17 protein-coding genes are annotated in these 17,040 nt (G+C 66.4%); 6 read left to right on the plus strand and 11 right to left on the minus strand.

The window, feature by feature from the left end:
- The first annotated feature begins 68 nt into the window (after window positions 1-68).
- Window positions 69-926: a hypothetical protein gene (locus AC3FKH_RS10615; RefSeq protein WP_488675309.1), complete on the plus strand. Its 858-nt coding sequence runs from the start codon at window positions 69-71 to the stop codon at window positions 924-926.
- Window positions 927-947: 21 nt separating this feature from the next.
- Here AC3FKH_RS10615 and gabD read toward each other — a convergent pair whose 3' ends face one another.
- The 4 genes from gabD to AC3FKH_RS10635 all read right to left on the minus strand — a co-directional run bounded on the left by gabD (window position 948) and on the right by AC3FKH_RS10635 (window position 6,041).
- Complete coding sequence (gene gabD, locus AC3FKH_RS10620; protein WP_488675311.1) at window positions 948-2,396, minus strand: NADP-dependent succinate-semialdehyde dehydrogenase; 1,449 nt, start codon at window positions 2,394-2,396, stop codon at window positions 948-950.
- A 290-nt stretch (window positions 2,397-2,686) separates the two neighbouring features.
- The gene (locus AC3FKH_RS10625; RefSeq protein WP_488675313.1) at window positions 2,687-2,890 is read right to left on the minus strand and encodes a DUF3079 domain-containing protein; all 204 of its coding nucleotides are present in this window, start codon (window positions 2,888-2,890) and stop codon (window positions 2,687-2,689) included.
- A gap of 273 nt (window positions 2,891-3,163) precedes the next feature.
- Window positions 3,164-3,553, minus strand: coding sequence for a hypothetical protein (locus AC3FKH_RS10630; protein WP_488675315.1), 390 nt, complete (start codon window positions 3,551-3,553; stop codon window positions 3,164-3,166).
- Between the two features lie 244 nt (window positions 3,554-3,797).
- Window positions 3,798-6,041, minus strand: coding sequence for an NADP-dependent isocitrate dehydrogenase (locus tag AC3FKH_RS10635; protein WP_488675317.1), 2,244 nt, complete (start codon window positions 6,039-6,041; stop codon window positions 3,798-3,800).
- A gap of 357 nt (window positions 6,042-6,398) precedes the next feature.
- Here AC3FKH_RS10635 and AC3FKH_RS10640 point away from each other — a divergent pair, with 357 nt between their 5' ends.
- Both AC3FKH_RS10640 and ppk2 read left to right on the plus strand, forming a co-directional pair.
- Window positions 6,399-6,914: a hypothetical protein gene (locus AC3FKH_RS10640; RefSeq protein ID WP_483714294.1), complete on the plus strand. Its 516-nt coding sequence runs from the start codon at window positions 6,399-6,401 to the stop codon at window positions 6,912-6,914.
- A gap of 369 nt (window positions 6,915-7,283) precedes the next feature.
- Window positions 7,284-8,051 (plus strand): polyphosphate kinase 2, encoded by a 768-nt coding sequence (gene ppk2 / locus AC3FKH_RS10645; protein ID WP_488675632.1) that lies wholly within the window; start codon window positions 7,284-7,286, stop codon window positions 8,049-8,051.
- 65 nt (window positions 8,052-8,116) lie between these two features.
- Here ppk2 and AC3FKH_RS10650 read toward each other — a convergent pair whose 3' ends face one another.
- The 7 genes from AC3FKH_RS10650 to phnG are packed head-to-tail and all read right to left on the minus strand — an operon-like array spanning window position 8,117 to window position 14,022.
- Entirely contained in the window at window positions 8,117-9,340 is a 1,224-nt protein-coding gene (locus AC3FKH_RS10650; protein WP_488675319.1) for an alpha-D-ribose 1-methylphosphonate 5-triphosphate diphosphatase, read from the minus strand.
- Between the two features lie 42 nt (window positions 9,341-9,382).
- Entirely contained in the window at window positions 9,383-10,111 is a 729-nt protein-coding gene (gene phnL / locus AC3FKH_RS10655; protein WP_488675321.1) for a phosphonate C-P lyase system protein PhnL, read from the minus strand.
- Between the two features lie 2 nt (window positions 10,112-10,113).
- A complete protein-coding gene (gene phnK, locus AC3FKH_RS10660) occupies window positions 10,114-10,890 on the minus strand; it encodes a phosphonate C-P lyase system protein PhnK (RefSeq protein WP_483714299.1) in 777 nt (258 codons plus the stop codon).
- Entirely contained in the window at window positions 10,887-11,783 is an 897-nt protein-coding gene (locus tag AC3FKH_RS10665; RefSeq protein ID WP_488675324.1) for an alpha-D-ribose 1-methylphosphonate 5-phosphate C-P-lyase PhnJ, read from the minus strand. Before AC3FKH_RS10665 ends, phnK begins: the two co-directional genes overlap by 4 nt.
- Window positions 11,780-12,916, minus strand: coding sequence for a carbon-phosphorus lyase complex subunit (locus AC3FKH_RS10670; RefSeq protein WP_488675326.1), 1,137 nt, complete (start codon window positions 12,914-12,916; stop codon window positions 11,780-11,782). The genes AC3FKH_RS10665 and AC3FKH_RS10670 overlap by 4 nt, the downstream gene beginning before the upstream one ends.
- Before the next feature lies 1 nt (window position 12,917).
- A complete protein-coding gene (phnH, locus tag AC3FKH_RS10675) occupies window positions 12,918-13,535 on the minus strand; it encodes a phosphonate C-P lyase system protein PhnH (RefSeq protein WP_488675328.1) in 618 nt (205 codons plus the stop codon).
- Between the two features lies 1 nt (window position 13,536).
- Window positions 13,537-14,022, minus strand: coding sequence for a phosphonate C-P lyase system protein PhnG (gene phnG, locus AC3FKH_RS10680; RefSeq protein ID WP_488675330.1), 486 nt, complete (start codon window positions 14,020-14,022; stop codon window positions 13,537-13,539).
- A gap of 234 nt (window positions 14,023-14,256) precedes the next feature.
- On the opposite strand from phnG, the gene phnF reads away from it, so the two are divergent.
- The 3 genes from phnF to AC3FKH_RS10695 all read left to right on the plus strand — a co-directional run bounded on the left by phnF (window position 14,257) and on the right by AC3FKH_RS10695 (window position 17,036).
- Window positions 14,257-14,991: a phosphonate metabolism transcriptional regulator PhnF gene (gene phnF / locus AC3FKH_RS10685; protein ID WP_483714306.1), complete on the plus strand. Its 735-nt coding sequence runs from the start codon at window positions 14,257-14,259 to the stop codon at window positions 14,989-14,991.
- A 111-nt stretch (window positions 14,992-15,102) separates the two neighbouring features.
- Window positions 15,103-16,320: an alpha-D-ribose 1-methylphosphonate 5-triphosphate diphosphatase gene (locus AC3FKH_RS10690; RefSeq protein WP_488675333.1), complete on the plus strand. Its 1,218-nt coding sequence runs from the start codon at window positions 15,103-15,105 to the stop codon at window positions 16,318-16,320.
- A complete protein-coding gene (locus tag AC3FKH_RS10695; protein ID WP_488675335.1) occupies window positions 16,317-17,036 on the plus strand; it encodes a DUF1045 domain-containing protein in 720 nt (239 codons plus the stop codon). The genes AC3FKH_RS10690 and AC3FKH_RS10695 overlap by 4 nt, the downstream gene beginning before the upstream one ends.
- The last annotated feature ends 4 nt before the right edge of the window (window positions 17,037-17,040 follow it).

The raw sequence follows: 17,040 nt of genomic DNA on the forward strand, positions 1-17,040 counted from the left end.
CCCCCGGCATCGCTGCTACTGGATACACGCCCGGAAGTCCGGGCCGCCCCACTGACACCGGAGGTCCAATGACAGTCAATGGAACCAGCTACCCCGAGACACTGCTGCTGCCAGCGCGTGCCGGCGCATCGCACCGGCTCGGACCGACGATGCACCCGATCACGCGCACCGAGTTCCTCGGGCCCACGAGATCGCGCGACATCGTCAACGCGTTGGGTGGCGACGATGAGCGGGAACGTTGCGTACAGGTTGGCCTGGAGGTGCTGGAAAGCGCCGGCCACAAGCCGGTCCGCACCGTGATCACCACGGGACCGGGCCGGTGGATCAGCCTGGATTTCTATCTCGACGCCGACTGCGGAACCTGCTGCGAACTGGACGGCGCCCTGCAGAACCAACTGGCCGAATGCATCACGAGCGTACTGCCGCCGGGACTGTCCCTGGGCATCCGTCCGGTGGTGGAGTACGCGCGCCAGGCAGGCGCGCAGAGCGACCATGGCACCGCCGAGCACTTGCGGGCCTGCGCGCGCGACCTGTTGCTGCGCGAGGGAGAGATGAACCAGCGCTTGTCGGTGGTCTGTGCCTACCTGTCCGCGATGTACGAGGCGCGCGCCGCGGCGGGCCGCCTGGGCTATCTCGACCAGAGCCTGCTGGAGGATGGCCAGGAGGCCCTGAGCTGGCGGCTGCGGCGGCATCGCAGCGTGGAAGGGCGCGCCCTGGCCCAGCGGCTGGAGCGGCTGTCGCACGCTGCCGAAGGCGCGCTCTATGAGTTTGGCACCCGCTTCACTTTCGAGAGCGCGTCGTACCAGTTCGAGCTGATGCGGCGCTTCCACGACCAGCTCGAACGGTTCCGCAAGACCTGCCTGCCGGGCGCCGGCGACTGGCCCGACCTGGCCCGCAACGTGGCCTGCGCCAACGGCAAACGCTGAACGCGAGGAGGCGGGCTTCGCTCAGATGCCCGCCATGCAGGTGTACTTGATCACGAGGTAGTCCTCGATGCCGTAGTGCGAGCCCTCGCGGCCCACGCCGGACTGTTTCACGCCACCGAACGGCGCGACCTCGTTCGAAATCAGCCCGGTGTTCACGCCGACCATGCCGTACTCGAGCCGTTCCGAGACACGCCAGACGCGGCCGAGATCGCGTGCATAGAAGTAGCTGGCCAGGCCGAACTCCGTGTCGTTGGCCATGGCCACGACATCGTCTTCGGTCTTGAAGCGAAACAGCGGCGCCAGCGGGCCAAAGGTCTCCTCACGCGCCACCAGCATGCCGGGCGCGACGTCGGCCAGGATGGTCGGCTCGAAGAATGTGTGGCCAAGCGCGTGCCGGTGGCCGCCCTCCAGCACGCGCGCGCCCTTGCCAAGGGCGTCGGCGATATGCTCTTCGACCTTGGCTACGGCCTTGTCGTCGATCAGCGGCCCGATGCGCACGCCTTCGTCCATGCCATTGCCGACTTTGAGCCTGGCGACCGCCGCGACCAGCTTCTCGGCAAACGCGTCGTAGACTTTGTCCTGGACGTAGATCCGGTTCGCGCAGACGCAGGTCTGGCCCGCGTTCCGGTACTTGGAGATGATGGCGCCTTCGACCGCGGCGTCCAGGTCGGCATCATCGAACACGATAAAGGGCGCATTGCCGCCGAGTTCCATCGATACCTTCTTGATGGTCGATGCGGTCTGCGCCATCAGCACGCGGCCGACCTCGGTGGAGCCCGTGAAGGTCAGCTTGCGCACCAGCGGGTTGCTGCTCAGTTCGCCGCCGATGGCACTCGCCGACCCGGTTACCACGGACAGCACCCCGGCCGGGATGCCGGCGCGTTCCGCCAGCACGGCAAGCGCCAGCGCGGTCAGCGGTGTTTGCGACGCCGGCTTGACCACCATGGTGCAGCCGGCGGCCAATGCCGGGCCGGCCTTGCGGGTGATCATGGCCGCCGGAAAGTTCCACGGCGTGATCGCCGCGCACACGCCCACCGGCTCCTTGGTCACGACAATGCGCTGCGTGCTGATCGGCGCCGGAATCGTTTCCCCGTAGACGCGCTTGCCTTCCTCGGCAAACCATTCAATGAACGACGCAGCATAGGCGATCTCGCCCTTGGCCTCGGCAAACGGCTTGCCCTGCTCGGCGGTCATGATGCGGGCCAGGTCATCCTGGTTGGCCAGGATCAGCTCGAACCACTTGCGCAGCAGCGCCGAGCGCTCCTTGGCCACGCGCGCGCGCCAGGCCGGCAGCGCGCGGCTGGCGGCCTCGACCGCCTGGCGGGCTTCCGCGGCGCCGAGCTGCGGCACCTGCGCCACGCGTTCGCCGGTGGCGGGGTTGGTCACGTCAATGTGGCGTTCGCCGTCGGTCCAGCGTCCGTCGAGATAGCACTGCTGGCGCAGCAGGGTGGGGTCTTGGAGCTTCAGCATGGTCGTTCGTCCATTGAAAAGACTGCCGGGAGGGGTTGGCGCGATTCAGGCATTGTAATCGCCGCCAGACATTGGGGGCGGGCTGGCCTGGCGTAGCGCTTGTGATGCTTTGTGGTGTGCGGGAGTTGTGGATGGCTAGCGCAAGCCCGGCCCGGAAATGCCCGGATGCCATGGTTCATGCATGGATCGCGCCACGACGGCGGAACAGGGATGCGGGATAGCCATCGCCGATGGACGGCGGCGGGAGGGAAGCTACAGGCGTTGAGGAGGCGTGCCGGGCTGTGATTGCGCTAACGCAAATCAACTGCCTTGGGTTGATCGGACTCGATGCCCCATTCGCCAAATTCCAGCCAGTCATCGCCGAGCAGTTCGGCGGGATGTTGGGTGCGGCTGGAGCCATTGCCACAGCCCATGGCGTCGACCGGGCAATACTTGTCGCAACCCCAGCAGATGCGTTCGGGATGGCTCGGGTGGATTGGGAATTTCTTTGCCATGATGCGGGGGACGGAACGCTGTGCTGATGTCACGAAAATGTTGCGATCAGTATGGCGCGCCGGGCGGCTACATGGTTTGCCGAAGATCAAGTCCGACGAGGGTGGCGTCGCGCCTTCAGCCTGAAGGCGCGTGACGGCTCAGAAAGCAAGGGCTTGGGCTGCCAGCTTCATCAGCACGCCGCTGCCGAGGCAGAGCATCACCCACCCGCCCAGGATCAGTGCATTGTCACGAAGGGTCATGATTGCCTCCAGTTTCGGTGGATGTGGTGTGTTTCAGGCGTGCGCGCCGTCGCTGTAAGGATCGAAGCCGCGCGCCGGGCTGCTCGAAACACCGCCGCGATCAAGGCCGGCCACTGTACGGGCGCCGTCGGTGTACGGGTCTGCCGTCCGGAACTGGTAACCGTAGCGGTCGCCGGGGTGGGTGTCGGCCACATTGCGGGCACCATCGCTGTACGGATTGGCATTGCCGACGCGGAATTCGTAGCCGTAACGGTCTCCGGCATGGGTGCTCGTGGACGGGGCTGCGTACACCGTGCCGACCGCGGCAGCGAGCGAAACGAGGAGGGCGGATGCAACGGTACGGACAACGATAGCGCGCGACATGATGATCTCCGGGTTGGTTGAATTTTTCAGAACGATTGCTTTTTGAGGTGCGTCGTTCATGTACGGAAATATAGGCCGGGTGTCGCGGTCTATTCGAGGCTGGATTAGGATTGTTTGTTCAATAAATTTGAATGATCAGCGATCACCGTGCGTGGTGGCAAGGCGGCCGGAAAAGGTCTCTTCGGGGACGTCGTGCTTGGCAATTCGCCGAAGAACCTCAAAAAAAAGCCGGAGGCGGCATCGGGATGCCAACCTCCGGCTTCAGGCAGGCACCTGGCGGCGCCTGCGGGATCGGATGTGCCGATCAGGCCTGGACCGATGCCAGGGCTGCGTTCAGCGTCTTGCTCGGGCGCATGATGGCGGACAGCTTTTCCGCGTCCGGCATGTAGTAGCCGCCGATGTCCACGGGCTTGCCTTGTACGTCCGACAGTTCGCCAATAATGGTCTTCTCATTTTCGGTGAGCTGCTTGGCGAGCGGCGCGAACGTCGCGGCCAGGCCGGCGTCTTCGGTTTGCGCGGCGAGTTCCTGGGCCCAGTACATGGCCAGGTAGAACTGGCTGCCACGGTTGTCGAGCTGGCCGGTCTTGGGCGAAGGGCTCTTGGCGTTGTCCAGCAGCTTGCCGGTAGCGGCGTCCAGCGTCTTGGCCAGGACCTTGGCCTTGTCGTTGCCCGACTTGATGCCCAGCTCTTCCAGCGACACGGCCAGCGCCAGGAATTCACCGAGCGAGTCCCAGCGCAGGTGGTTTTCTTCCACGAGTTGCTGCACGTGCTTCGGCGCCGAACCGCCTGCGCCGGTCTCGTACATGCCGCCACCGGCCATCAGCGGGACGATCGACAGCATCTTGGCGCTGGTGCCCAGTTCCATGATCGGGAACAGGTCGGTCAGGTAGTCGCGCAGGATGTTGCCGGTCACCGAGATGGTGTCCAGGCCACGGATTACGCGCTCGAGCGTGTAACGCATGGCGCGAACCTGCGACATGATATGGATCTCGAGGCCCTTGGTGTCATAGTCCTTCAGGTAGGTCTCGACCTTCTTGATCAGTTCGGCCTCGTGCGGACGGTACGGGTCCAGCCAGAACACCGCCGGCATGCCAGAGTTGCGCGCGCGCGTCACGGCCAGCTTGACCCAGTCGCGGATCGGCGCGTCCTTGACCTGGCACATGCGCCAGATGTCGCCCTGCTCAACCAGTTGCGTCAGCGCCGTCAGCACTTCGCCGGTGGCGTTGTCGACGATGCGGGCTTCGCCGTCTTCGGCGATCTCGAAGGTCTTGTCGTGCGAGCCGTACTCTTCGGCCTTCTGCGCCATCAGGCCTACGTTGGGGACGGTGCCCATCGTGACCGGATCAAAGGCGCCGTTGGTCTTGCAGAAGTTGATGATTTCCTGATAGATGCGGGCGAAGGTCGATTCCGGGATCAGGCACTTGGTGTCCTTGGTGCGGCCATCGGCGCCCCACATCTTGCCGCCGATACGGATCATGGCCGGCATCGAGGCGTCGACGATCACGTCGTTCGGCGCGTGCAGGTTCGAAATGCCCTTGGCCGAGTCCACCATCGCCAGTTCCGGACGATGTTCGTGGCACGCGTGCATGTCACGGATGACTTCTTCCTTCTTGGATTCCGGCAGCGTCTCGATCTTGGTGTACAGGTCCACCAGGCCGTTATTGACGTTCACGCCCAGTTCGTCGAACAGCTTCTGGTGCTTGGCGAAAGCGTCCTTGTAGAAGACCTTGACGGCGTGGCCGAACACGATCGGGTGCGACACCTTCATCATCGTCGCCTTGACGTGCAGGCTCAGCATCACGCCGGTCTTGCGCGCGTCTTCCATCTGGTCTTCGTAGAAGGCCAGCAGGGCCTTCTTGCTCATGAACATGCTGTCGACGATCTCGCCGGCCAGCAGCGAAACTTTCGGCTTGAGCACGATGGTCTTGCCGCTCTTGGTCAGCAGTTCCATGCGCACTTCACGCGCCTTGTCCAGGGTGATGGACTTCTCGCCGTGGTAGAAGTCGCCGTGCTTCATGTGGGCCACGTGCGTGCGCGAGGCCATGCTCCACTCGCCCATGCTGTGCGGGTGCTTGCGCGCGTAGTTCTTGACGGCGGCCGGGGCGCGGCGATCGGAGTTGCCCTCGCGCAGGACCGGGTTCACGGCGCTGCCCAGGCACTTGGAGTAGCGCTTCTGGATGGCCTTTTCTTCCTCGGTCTTCGGGTCTTCGGGGTAATCCGGGATCTTGTAGCCCTTGCCCTGCAGTTCCTTGATGGCGCTCATCAGCTGGAACACCGATGCGCTGATGTTCGGCAGCTTGATGATGTTGGTGTCGTCCAGCTGGGTCAGGCGGCCCAGTTCGGCGAGGTTGTCCGGCACGCGCTGCTCTTCGGACAGGAACTCGGGGAACTCGCCCAGGATACGGCCGGCAACGGAGATGTCGCTGGTCGTGACTTCAACGCCGGCCGGCTTGGTAAACGTGCGGATGATGGGTAGGAAAGCACTGGTCGCCAGCAGGGGGGCTTCGTCAGTCAGGGTGTAAATGATGGTGGGTTGCTGCGTACTCATTGCTTGCCTCTTGATCGGGGGGATGTCAAAGAATAGAACCACGCGCCGGTAGCTGGACCAATCAGCCGCCCGGCAAACACAGAATTTTGCCTGACTTTGCTTTCGGGCGGCTGACTTCCAGCGCATTTCTTGCGCTGGAATCGCCAATCCGCCCAATTTTGGTGCGAAAATCGCGTGACAATCAGGTCACTTCCGATGGCCAGGACGGAATTTTCGCGTTCGCGCCGCCTTGACCGGAATATTCTAGGTGCTGCAGGTGTTTACCCGTAGGGCCGTCCGGCAAAGCCACTGCCGGAGGACTATGCTCAGCTCGTGGGCCACCGGCGCCACGGCGCTGGCCGACACTGGAGAAAGGTCATGCAATTCCGAAATGGCAGTTGGCTGGCAGCCGCCGCGCTCGTGCTGGGCGCGTGCGCAACACTGCAGCCGGTCGAGACCGGCCAGAAGATGATCGGCAGCACGCAGGCCAGCGTGCGCGATGCCTTTGGCCAGCCTACGGAGACCTTCCCGCTCAATGACGGCCGCAGCCGCTGGATCTACTCGAAGCAGCCGCTGGGCTTCGCCGTGTACGCGGCCGACTTCGATGCCGGCGGCAAGCTGACGAACTTCCGCCAGATGCTGACGGAGGAGGAGATCTACAGCGCGCGTCCCGGCGTCTGGACCAAGCGCGATGTCGCCGAACGCTTCGGCTCGCCGCGTGAACCGGTGCAGTATTACCCGTTGATGAAGCGCGAGGCGTGGTCGTACCGTCTCTACGTCGCCGGTTACCAGCCGGCGCACTTCAGCGCCTATTTCGATGACCGGGGCGTACTGGACCGCACCATGATCATCGTGGACCCGCTGGGCGGCGATGCTCGCGACGGCAGCAAGTAAAGCCGGCGATGCGTCTGGCGTCGAGCTCTCCGACACCGCTCACGCGGGCCGGCGAAGCCACCGCGCGCATCTGGCTGGCGGGCGATATCACGGCCGGACCCGCCAAGCGGTCGCCGCAAGACGGACACGAATGAGTCTGCGTGAATCGGCCCGGCACACGGCCCGGTCCCGGTCACCTGCAGCCTGCGCATACGCCTGATACCAGGGGCGTGCGCCGCCCGGCAGCGCAACGAAGACTTGCCCTATGGCTTCCGAGGCACCAAAGTAACAAGTGGGCCGGCACGGCCGGTCATCCACGGGAGACTGGGTATGGGCAAAAAGAAGCAGGGCGAGCGCGATGCAGACCATGCCGGCGCCGCCGGCGGGAAGATGACCGGCAAGCAGTATGACGAGGAGCTGTTCCGGCTGCATGTCGAGCTGGTCAAGCTGCAGGACTGGGTCAAGGCGACCGGCGCCAAGGTCTGCATCCTGTTCGAAGGCCGCGACGGCGCCGGCAAGGGCGGGGTGATCAAGGCCATGACAGAGCGCGTGAGCCCGCGCGTGTTTCGCGTGGTGGCGCTGCCGGCGCCGACCGACCGCGAGAAGAGCCAGATGTACGTGCAGCGCTATATCCCTCACCTGCCCGCCGCCGGAGAGATCGTGATCTTCGACCGCAGCTGGTACAACCGGGCGGGCGTGGAACGGGTCATGGGATTCTGCAGCGAGGAGCAGGTGGACGTCTTCTTGCGAGGTGTACCTCTGGTCGAGCGGGCCATCATCCAGTCGGGCGTGGTGTTGCTCAAATACTGGCTGGAAGTCAGCGAGGAAGAGCAGACACGCAGGCTGGAGGACCGCATCACCGACCAGCGCAAGACCTGGAAGCTGACCGACATGGACCTCAAGTCGTACTCGCGCTGGTATGACTATTCCCGCGCGCGCGATGCCATGTTCGCGGCCACCGACACCGACGAATCGCCGTGGTTCGTGACCCGCTCCGACGACAAGCGGCGCGCCCGGCTGAACATCATCAGCCATCTCCTCGACCGCATTCCCTACGAAGCGATTCCGCGCAAGAAGCCAAAACTGCCGGCCCGGCAGAAGCCGGAGGGCTACAAGGAGCCGAGCCACGCGTACCGGCGCGTGCCCGAGCGCTTCTAGCCCATCACCATCGATCGAGCGCCGGCTACACCCGCTCCAGCGGGCGGTGCGGTAGCCGCGCCACGTCAGGCAATCTCCCGTTCAGCCGTCCGCGGCACCGCCACCGACGCATGGGCGCGCGCATGCTGCACCACCGGATAGCCGGCCGAAAACACCAGCCGGCCGGCGCACCAGGTATGCGTCACCAGCGGCTGGCCGGCGATGGCCGCCACGGCAATCACGTCGGCGCGCGCGCCCGCCACCAATCGGCCGCGGTCGTTCAGCAGGCAGGCATCGGCCGGATTGGACGTGACCAGCGCGAGCGCTTCGTTCAGCGGCAGTTCCGCCTGTTGCGCCGCGGCGAAGGCGGCGGCGATCAGGGTCGATGGCTGGTAATCCGAACAAAGGATATGGCCGACGCCGGCATGGATGGCATCGATCGCGCGCATCGAACCGCTCTGGCTCTGGCCGCGCAACACATTGGGTGCCCCCAGGATCGTCGGCAGCGCGCGATCTGCCGCTGCTTGCGCGGTCTCGACATTGATCGGGAACTCGCTCATGCGCACGCCCAGCGCATGCATGGCGGCAATGCGCTGCGGCGAATCGTCATCGTGGCTGGCGGTCGGGATCTGCAGGGCCTGCGCCGCCGCCAGCAGGCGCTGCACGCGCTCGTTGGCGCCTTCGAGCTGCGCGGTTTTCCTTTGCGCGGCGCCGACGGCTTCCTCGCGGCTCATGCCGTGGTTGCCCATCATGTACGACAGGTAGGCGTCCAGCGTCTTGAACTGGCCTTGTCCGGGCGAATGGTCCATGACCGAGAGCAGGTCAACCACGCCTTCCGCCATCAGCGCTTCAAGCACCGGCACGGCAGAGGCATCAGTCACCTCGTAGCGGCAATGGATGCGGTTGTCCACGAGGCTGTGGCTGCGGTACGCAGCGACGGCGCGCACCAGCGTGGAAGCGGTCTCGTTGTTGCGCACGCCGAACTGGTTGCTGGCGAACGACAGCGCGTGGTACGGCGTGGTGATGCCGGCCGCTGCATTGCGGCGGTCGACCTGTGCCACGGCGAAGTCAAGCGGGAACATCACACCCGCGCGTGGTTCCGCTTCCTTCTCGATGGCATCGGAGTGGACGTCGATCAGGCCGGGCATCACGGTGTGGCCATGCAGGTCGACGACCTGTGCGGAGGCGGGCACGGCATGCGGTGCAGGCTCGATGGCGGCAATGCGGCCATGCTCGATCAGCAGCGCGCTGTCATGCAGCACGCGGTCGGGCAGGACAAGTGTGGCGTGCGTCAGGTAGGTGGAAGACATTTCCAGTTCCAATTCCGGTTCCTGTTTCGGTAGGCAGGCAATTCAGGCGATGGCCGTGGCCGGCTGCAGCGGCAGCAGGCGCGTCGCGACGGCTTCGCGCACGGCGTCGTCGTGGAAGATGCCGATCAGGCAGCGGCCCTCAGCCAGGGCCTCGCGGATCAGCGCCACCACCACGGCGCGGTTGTCGGCGTCGAGCGAGGCCGTCGGCTCGTCGAGCAGCAGGATCGGGTGTCCGCCGATCAGCCCGCGCGCGATGTTCACGCGCTGCTGTTCGCCTCCCGAGAACGTGGCCGGGGGCAGATCCCACAAGCGGCGCGGCAGGTTCAGCCGCTCCAGCAGTGCGGCGGCGCGGGCACGGGCCTCGTCGCGGCCGGTGCCGCGCTGCTGCAGCGGGTCGGCCACGACATCGAGCGCCGCCACGCGCGGAATGGCGCGCAGGAACTGGCTGACATAGCCGATCACGTCGCGGCGCAGCTTCAGGATGACCTGCTCGGGCGCATGGCTGAGCATGATCCACGGCGCGTCCGGCGCAGCGGCATCGCGCAGGCGGATCGTGCCTTCGGTGGCCAGGTAGTTGCCATACAGGCAGCGCAGCAGCGTGCTCTTGCCGGTGCCGGACGGCCCGGACAGAACCAGGCATTCGCCGGCTGCCGCATCGAAATCAATGGCGCGCAGCACGGGCAGGCGGATGCCGCCCTGGTTGTGCAGCGTGAACATCTTGCCGAGGCCGCGGACCTCGATCATGGCTTGCTTGGGTTCGGCTTGTGTCATGGTCAGCCCTGCAGGATGGACGAAACCAGCAGCTGCGTGTACGGATGCTGCGGGTCGTCGAGGATCTGGTCGGTCAGGCCTTGTTCCACCACGCGGCCGCCTTGCATGACCAGTGTGCGATGCGCCAGCAGGCGGGCCACGGCCAGGTCGTGCGTGACCAGGATGGCGGCCAGGTCGAGATCGGTCACCAGGCGGCGCAGCAGGTCCAGCAGGCGCGCCTGCACCGAGACATCGAGCGACGCCGTCGGCTCGTCCATGAACACCAGCCGCGGATGCGTGACCAGGTTGCGCGCGATCTGCAGGCGCTGCTGCATGCCGCCCGAGAACGTGGACGGTACGTCGTCCAGGCGCGCCAGGTCGATTTCCATCTTCTCCAGCCATGCACCGGCGATCTCGCGCAGGTCGCCGTAGTGGCGTTCGCCGACGGCCATCAGCCGTTCGGCGATGTTGGCGCCGGCGCTGACCTGCATGCGCAGCCCGTCTCGCGCATGCTGGCGCACGAAGCCCCAGTCGGTCCGCGCCAGCAGGCGCATGCGCGCGCTGGAAAGCGTGGCCAGGTCGGTCAGGCCGCTTTCGCGCATGTCATAGCTGACGGTGCCGCGCTGCGGCGGCGCCTGCATCGACAGGGCTTGCAGCAGCGTGCTCTTGCCCGAGCCCGATTCGCCCACCACGCACAGCACTTCGCCGGGGTAGAGATCGAAATTCACGTCGTGGCAGCCATGTACGCCGTCCCAGGTGCGCGTGAGGCCGCGGACGGAAAGCAGTGGCGTGGCGCTCATTGTGCGGCTCCTTCAGCCTGCTGCGCGGCGACGCGGTCGCCGCAATACTCGGTGTCCGAGCACACGAACATGCGCGTGCCAGCGTCATCGGTAATGATCTCGTCGAGGAAGCTGTCGGTCGCACCGCACTGGGCGCAGCAGTGGCTCCATTTCTCGACCGTGAACGGGTGGTCGACGAAATCGAGGCTCTTGACCGAAGTGTACGGCGGTACCGCATAGACGCGCTTCTCGCGCCCGGCGCCGAACAGCATCAGCGCGGGGCTGCGATCGAGCTTCGGGTTGTCGAACTTGGGAATCGGCGACGGCCGCATCATGTAGCGCTGGTTGACGATTACGGGATAGTCGTAGGTCGTGGCGATATGGCCGTGATGGGCGATGTCTTCGTACAGCTTGACGTGCATCGAGCCATACTCGGCCAGCGCATGCATGGTGCGGGTCTCGCGCTCGCTCGGTTCCAGCCAGCGCAGCGGCTCGGGAATCGGCACCTGGAACACCATCACCTGGCCCGCGTGCAACGGCGACTCGGGAATGCGGTGGCGGGTCTGGATGATGCTGGCCTCGGCCGTGCGCTCGGTGGTCTTCACGCCCGTCACGCGGCCGAAGAAGCGGCGGATATTGATGGCGTTGGTGGTGTCGTCCGATCCCTGGTCGATCACCTTGAGCACGTCCTGCGTGCCGATGATGGCGGCCGTGACCTGGATGCCGCCCGTGCCCCAGCCATACGGCAGCGGCATTTCGCGGCTGCCGAACGGTACCTGGTAGCCGGGGATGGCGACTGCCTTGAGCAGCGCGCGGCGCAGCATGCGCTTGGTCGACTCGTCGAGGTAGCCGAAGTTGTAGTGGTCGTCGCGGGCCACGGTGGCCGGCGCGGCGGTAGCGTTGGTCTGACTCATGCCAGCGTCTCCTCCTGAGGCTGGGTATCGGACGCAGCTGCGGCAGGCACCGCATCGGGCCGGGCCGCTTCCTGTTCCGCGCGCAGCCGGCGCAGCAGTTCCAGGTTGGCCTGGAAGTCCACGTAGTGGGGCAGCTTCAGGTGCTGCACGAAGCCGGAGGCCTCGACGTTGTCGCTGTGGTACAGCATGAATTCCACGTCATTGGCCGGCGCGTCGGCGGCTTCGCCAAGCTCGCCGGCGCGCATGGCGCGGTCGGCCAGCGCCATCGACATGGCCTTGCGTTCGCCGTAGCCGAACACCAGGCCGTAGCCGCGCGTGAAGCGCGGGGCCTCGCTGGCGTTGCCGGTGAACTGGCTGACCATCTGGCATTCGGTCAGCTCGACTTCGCCGATCGTCACCGCAAAGCCAAGCTCTTCCACGAACAGCTCGACTTCGGCCGTGCCATAGCGGATCTCGGCCGCGAACGGGTGCGAGTTGCCGTAGCCGCGTTGCGTGGAGTACCCCATCGACAGCAGGAAGCCTTCATCCGCGCGTGCCAGGTTCTGCAGCCGCGCGGCGCGGCCCGCCGGCAGCGTCAGCGGCTCGCGGGTCAGGTCCGGCGGGGCCGGGTCGCCGGCAGGGATGGCATCGGCCTCGACCAGTTCATCGGCTTCGAGCAGCGCGGTCACGCGCGGCATGTCGGAGGCCAGCGGTTCGGGCGACGGTGGCAGCGGCGCCGGATCGCGTTCGGCTTCGAGCGAGAAGTCCAGCAGGCGCTGCGTGTAGTCGTAGGTCGGGCCGAGTACCTGTCCGCCCGGAACGTCCTTGAAGGTCGAGGAAATCCGGCGTTCCAGGCGCATCTTGCCCGTGTCGACCGCCTGGGTGTAGCCGAAGCGCGGCAGCGTGGTGCGGTAGGCGCGCAGCAGGAAGATCGCTTCGATCTGGTCCCCAGCGGCTTGCTTGAGCGCCAGCGCGGCCAGGTGCGGATCGTATAGGGAACCCTCGGCCATCACGCGCGAGACCGCCAGCGGCATCTGCTCGCGGATCTGCGCCAGCGTCAGCTCGGGCACCGCGGTGTCGCCACGGCGGTAGGTATCGAGCATCTGGTAGGAATTGAGGATGGCACGTTCGCCCCCTTTGACGGCTACGTACATGTCAGTCCTCCAGTTGCGTGGTGCGGGGCAGCGCGCAGAATTGGTCGCCGCTGGTCAGCAGCAGGTCGACGCCCAGCGGGAATGCGGCATGGTTGGCGCCCCATTGCACGCGGAAGTCTCCGGGCAGGCCCGTCACGCGAAGCGCTTGGGTGGTCTCGATGCCAGGGCCGCGCAGCGAGAGCGCTTCGCCGTCGTCAAGCGACGCGACTTCCACGATGAGCGTGGCGGACCGGTCCGGATAGGTGGCCTCGCCCTGCGCGCAAGCGGACAGCGGCGGCTGGGCGTGGCCGGGGGGCACGCAGACAAAGGTAGCGGCGCCCACGTCGTCCACCAGCGGGCAGCCGCAGTGGAAACGCAGGAAGGCGCGCACCGCGGCGGGCACGCCCGCTGGCAACCAGACCGGTGTGTCGGCGTCCGCCAGGGTCAGGAGCAGCGCGGCCTGGGCCGGCGAGAGGCCTTCCGGCACGCCGCTGGTCACCGGTAGCGGCTGCACGGTGCCAGGCCGTGCCATGGCATCCAGCGTGTGGCGGAATACCTGCTGGGCGTCTTCGACCGGGTTGCCGAAGCCGGGCAGCAATGCTGCGCTCGCGGCGGCGGAGGTTGTTTGAAGCGTTTGCATGTCAGTCTTCTCCGCGAACCATGGTGAAAAACTCCACGCGCGTCTGTGCGGCAACGCCCGCGCGACTGGCCGCGCGCTCGGCGTGAGCCCGGGCGAGCGGCGCGAGCACCACGTCGTGCACGCGCCGGTGCCAGTCCGCGCGCTGGAGCAGGGCGTCCAGCACGGCCGCCTGCTCGGCATGGCGCGTGCCGCGCCCTTGCACGTAGGCAACGCCCGCCGTGCCGCCGTCGGCACCGCCTTCGAGCACGACGGCGCAGCGCGTCACCGAGATTTCGCCCAGGTTGAACTGCGCACCGGTGCCGCCCGCACGGGCGCGCACCATGGCCATGCCGGCTTCCGGCTTGCGCAGCAGCCGATAGGCGGGCAGGGCGTCCTGCCGGGAAAGCTGCGCGTAGGCCGCATCGAGCGCATCCGGCTGCGCCAGCGCCAGGATGCGCAGCCAGGCAGCGCGGGCGGCGTTGGCATCCGCCGTGGTATCGTGTTCCATTGTCACCCCTATACGTCTATACGTTTAGATGTTAGCAGTCTCAACACGGCGACACTAGAACACACGGGTATGAAGCTTTTGTGACGGACCCGCCCAATGCTCGGACTCGAACGTTGCGCGCCGGGGCTGAGGCACAATTGCGGGGATGGAACGGATTGATGCGGGGAAGTCTTTGCATGCCTCTAGTGGAATCCGCTCCGGTGAATGCTTGATGACAAAGGGCAAGGCAAGACAATGTCTGATCGAGAAGTCGAACGGGGTTCCGGCGTTGCGGTATGGCGCCAGATTGGCGAGGCACTGGCGGAAGACATCCGCAACAAGCTCTATGGCCCCGGTGAACAACTGCCGCCGGAGCCGGAGCTGGCCAGCCGCTTCGCGGTCAACCGCCACACCATCCGCCGCGCCATGGGCGAGCTGGAACTGAACGGGCTGGTGCGGATCGAGCAGGGCCGCGGCACCTTCGTGCAGGAACACGCGATCGACTATGCGATCGGGCGCCGCACGCGCTTTTCGCAGAACCTTGCGGCACAGGGCATGCGCGGCCATATCGAGATCCTGGACAGCCGCGTCATGCGTGCGCCCGACATGGCAAAGCACCTTGGCCTGCCGCGCACGGCGGATATCCTGCACGTACAGATGATCGGCAAGGCGGAAGACCGCACCATCGACGTCGCCGACCATTACTTCGACAACAAGCGCTTTCCCGGCCTGGCCGAGCAAGTGCGCGAAAAGCTGTCGATCTCGCGCGGGCTGGCGCATTTCGGCATTGCCGACTACACGCGCAAATGGTCGCGCATCACCGCATCGATGCCCACCGCACCCGTTGCGCGGTTGCTCAACCAGCCCAAGACACGCCCCGTGCTGCAGGTGGAAGCGCTGAACGTCGATATCGACGGCGCGCCATTGCAGTACAGCATGACCCGTTTTGCCGGTGACTGGGTGCAGCTCACCGTTTCCGACAACGAATAGCCCATCGAGCCACGCGCATCGGGAGCACCTTCATGACGGCCAGGAACGATCTCGATCTGAAGCATTGGTCTAGACATCTGGCTGTCACGCGCCGGCGCTAACGTATCGACCATGCCTATCACTAGCCCATCCACTACGCCCCCGCTTGCGGGGATCACCAGCCGCCGCGTACTCGGCACGGGCGGCATCGTCCCGGCCACGCTCGGGTTCCACGACGGCTGCGTGGCGCAACAGGTGCCGCAGGCGGGGACTTGCCTCGATGCAGGCGACTTGCTCGTGCTCCCCGGCATCGTCGATATCCATGGCGATGCCTTCGAGCGTGCCGTGATGCCGCGCCCCGGCGTGAGCTTTCCCTATGCGGGCGCGCTGCTCGACGTCGATCGACAGTTGCTTGCGCACGGCATCACGACGGAGTTCCACGGCGTGACGCTGTCGTGGGAAGGCGGCCTGCGCGGCGAGGCCTACGCGCTGCGGATGTTCGAAGCGCTGGCCCAACTCGAGCCGGTGCTAGGTGCCTCGCACAAGGTACACCTGCGTTTCGAGGCCTATCACCTCGATGGCGTGGAAACCGCGCTGGCCTGGATGGAGGCGGGGCGCGTCGGGCTGCTGGCGATCAACGACCACCTGCCGACCATGGCCCGCCGCATCGGCGACGAGCGCAAGGTCCTGCAGTACGCGGAGCGCGCGGAGTGCGACATGGAGACGTTCTGCAATCGCCTGCGCACGGCCAGCCGCCACGCACAGGACGTGCCGGCCGCGATGTCCCGGCTGGTTGCGGCAGCCTGCAATGCGGGCCTGCCCGTGGCGTCGCATGACGACCCGGACCTCGCCACGCGGCAGCACTACCACCGGCAAGGCTGCCGCATTGCGGAGTTCCCGATGACGGTCGAGACCGCGCGCCTGGCGCGCCAGCTCGGCGACGATGTCGTGTTCGGCGCGCCCAATGTGGTGCGTGGCACCAGCCACACCGGCGCGCCCAATGCCACGGAAATGGTATCGGCCGGCCTGTGCACGGTGCTCGCGTCCGACTACTACTATCCGGCGCCCCTGCAGGCCGCGTTCCGGCTGGTGCAGCTCGGGGTGGCGGATCTTCCGGCCGCCTGGAAGCTGGTCTCGCGCAATCCGGCGCGTGCCGCGGGCCTGCGCGATCGCGGCACGCTGGCCCCGGGCCTGCGCGCCGACGCGATCATGGTCGATGACCGCCAGCCCGGCCTGCCGCGTGTCGTCGCAACAATCGTTGGCGGCGAGGTCAGGCACGCCGCCATGTCGCTGCCCGTCATCGACATCTCCGATGCCCGGTTCGCCGGCAACGACAGCAAGGCGGCGTGATCATGCAAGCGCATCGCTACGCCATCTACCTCGCCCCCGGCGAACCGTACCGCGCCTTCGGCAGCCAGTGGCTCGGCCGCGACGCCGACACCGGCACCGCGCTGCCTGACCCGGACCGGCCGCAGGCGTGGATTGACGCACCAGCGCACTACGGCCTGCACGCCACCCTGAAGCCGCCGTTCAGGCTGGCCGCGGGCACGTCGGCACCGATGCTGGACGCCGCGGCCCGCGCCTTTGCCCGCGAACACGCCGCGTTCGATGCGCCGCTGGTCTTGCACTCGCTGCGCGGGTTCCTTGCCTGGTGCCTGGACGAGAACACCGCCGGCGCCCGTGCGACACACGCACTGGCCGATGCCTGCGTACAGGCCTTCGAACCGTTCCGCGCACAGGCCACTGCCGAGGAACTGGCCCGCCGCAAGCCCGATCAACTCACGCCCGCGCAGCGCCAGATGCTGGAGATATGGGGCTACCCCTATGTCTTCGACACCTTCAAATTCCATATCACGCTGACCGGCATGCTGACGCCAGGGGAGGCCGACGCCGCGCTTGCCAGGCTGTCCGCCGATTGCCGCACGCTGCTGCAAGCGCCGTTGCACGTGGACGGTGTGAGCGTCTTCGTGCAGCCGAAAGCCGGCGAAGACTTCGTCGTCGGCAGGCACTACCGCTTCGACGGCGGCGTGGTGGACGGCGTTGGCACCGCCTATCTCGAACCGTGAGCCA

This window comes from Cupriavidus sp. 21MJTG02-4 (genome assembly GCF_057798975.1).

Excerpts from the sequence above, each read along its gene's own strand:
- AC3FKH_RS10650 (WP_488675319.1), bottom strand. The coding sequence starts at position 9,340 with ATGTCTTCCACCTACCTGACGCACGCCACACTTGTCCTGCCCGACCGC.
- AC3FKH_RS10670 (WP_488675326.1), bottom strand. The coding sequence starts at position 12,916 with ATGTACGTAGCCGTCAAAGGGGGCGAACGTGCCATCCTCAATTCCTAC.
- phnF (WP_483714306.1), top strand. The coding sequence starts at position 14,257 with ATGTCTGATCGAGAAGTCGAACGGGGTTCCGGCGTTGCGGTATGGCGC.
- gabD (WP_488675311.1), bottom strand. The coding sequence starts at position 2,396 with ATGCTGAAGCTCCAAGACCCCACCCTGCTGCGCCAGCAGTGCTATCTC.
- phnG (WP_488675330.1), bottom strand. The coding sequence starts at position 14,022 with ATGGAACACGATACCACGGCGGATGCCAACGCCGCCCGCGCTGCCTGG.
- AC3FKH_RS10640 (WP_483714294.1), top strand. The coding sequence starts at position 6,399 with ATGCAATTCCGAAATGGCAGTTGGCTGGCAGCCGCCGCGCTCGTGCTG.
- phnK (WP_483714299.1), bottom strand. The coding sequence starts at position 10,890 with ATGAGCGCCACGCCACTGCTTTCCGTCCGCGGCCTCACGCGCACCTGG.
- AC3FKH_RS10665 (WP_488675324.1), bottom strand. The coding sequence starts at position 11,783 with ATGAGTCAGACCAACGCTACCGCCGCGCCGGCCACCGTGGCCCGCGAC.
- AC3FKH_RS10630 (WP_488675315.1), bottom strand. The coding sequence starts at position 3,553 with ATGAACGACGCACCTCAAAAAGCAATCGTTCTGAAAAATTCAACCAAC.
- AC3FKH_RS10615 (WP_488675309.1), top strand. The coding sequence starts at position 69 with ATGACAGTCAATGGAACCAGCTACCCCGAGACACTGCTGCTGCCAGCG.
- phnH (WP_488675328.1), bottom strand. The coding sequence starts at position 13,535 with ATGCAAACGCTTCAAACAACCTCCGCCGCCGCGAGCGCAGCATTGCTG.
- AC3FKH_RS10690 (WP_488675333.1), top strand. The coding sequence starts at position 15,103 with ATGCCTATCACTAGCCCATCCACTACGCCCCCGCTTGCGGGGATCACC.
- phnL (WP_488675321.1), bottom strand. The coding sequence starts at position 10,111 with ATGACACAAGCCGAACCCAAGCAAGCCATGATCGAGGTCCGCGGCCTC.
- AC3FKH_RS10635 (WP_488675317.1), bottom strand. The coding sequence starts at position 6,041 with ATGAGTACGCAGCAACCCACCATCATTTACACCCTGACTGACGAAGCC.
- AC3FKH_RS10625 (WP_488675313.1), bottom strand. The coding sequence starts at position 2,890 with ATGGCAAAGAAATTCCCAATCCACCCGAGCCATCCCGAACGCATCTGC.
- ppk2 (WP_488675632.1), top strand. The coding sequence starts at position 7,284 with ATGACCGGCAAGCAGTATGACGAGGAGCTGTTCCGGCTGCATGTCGAG.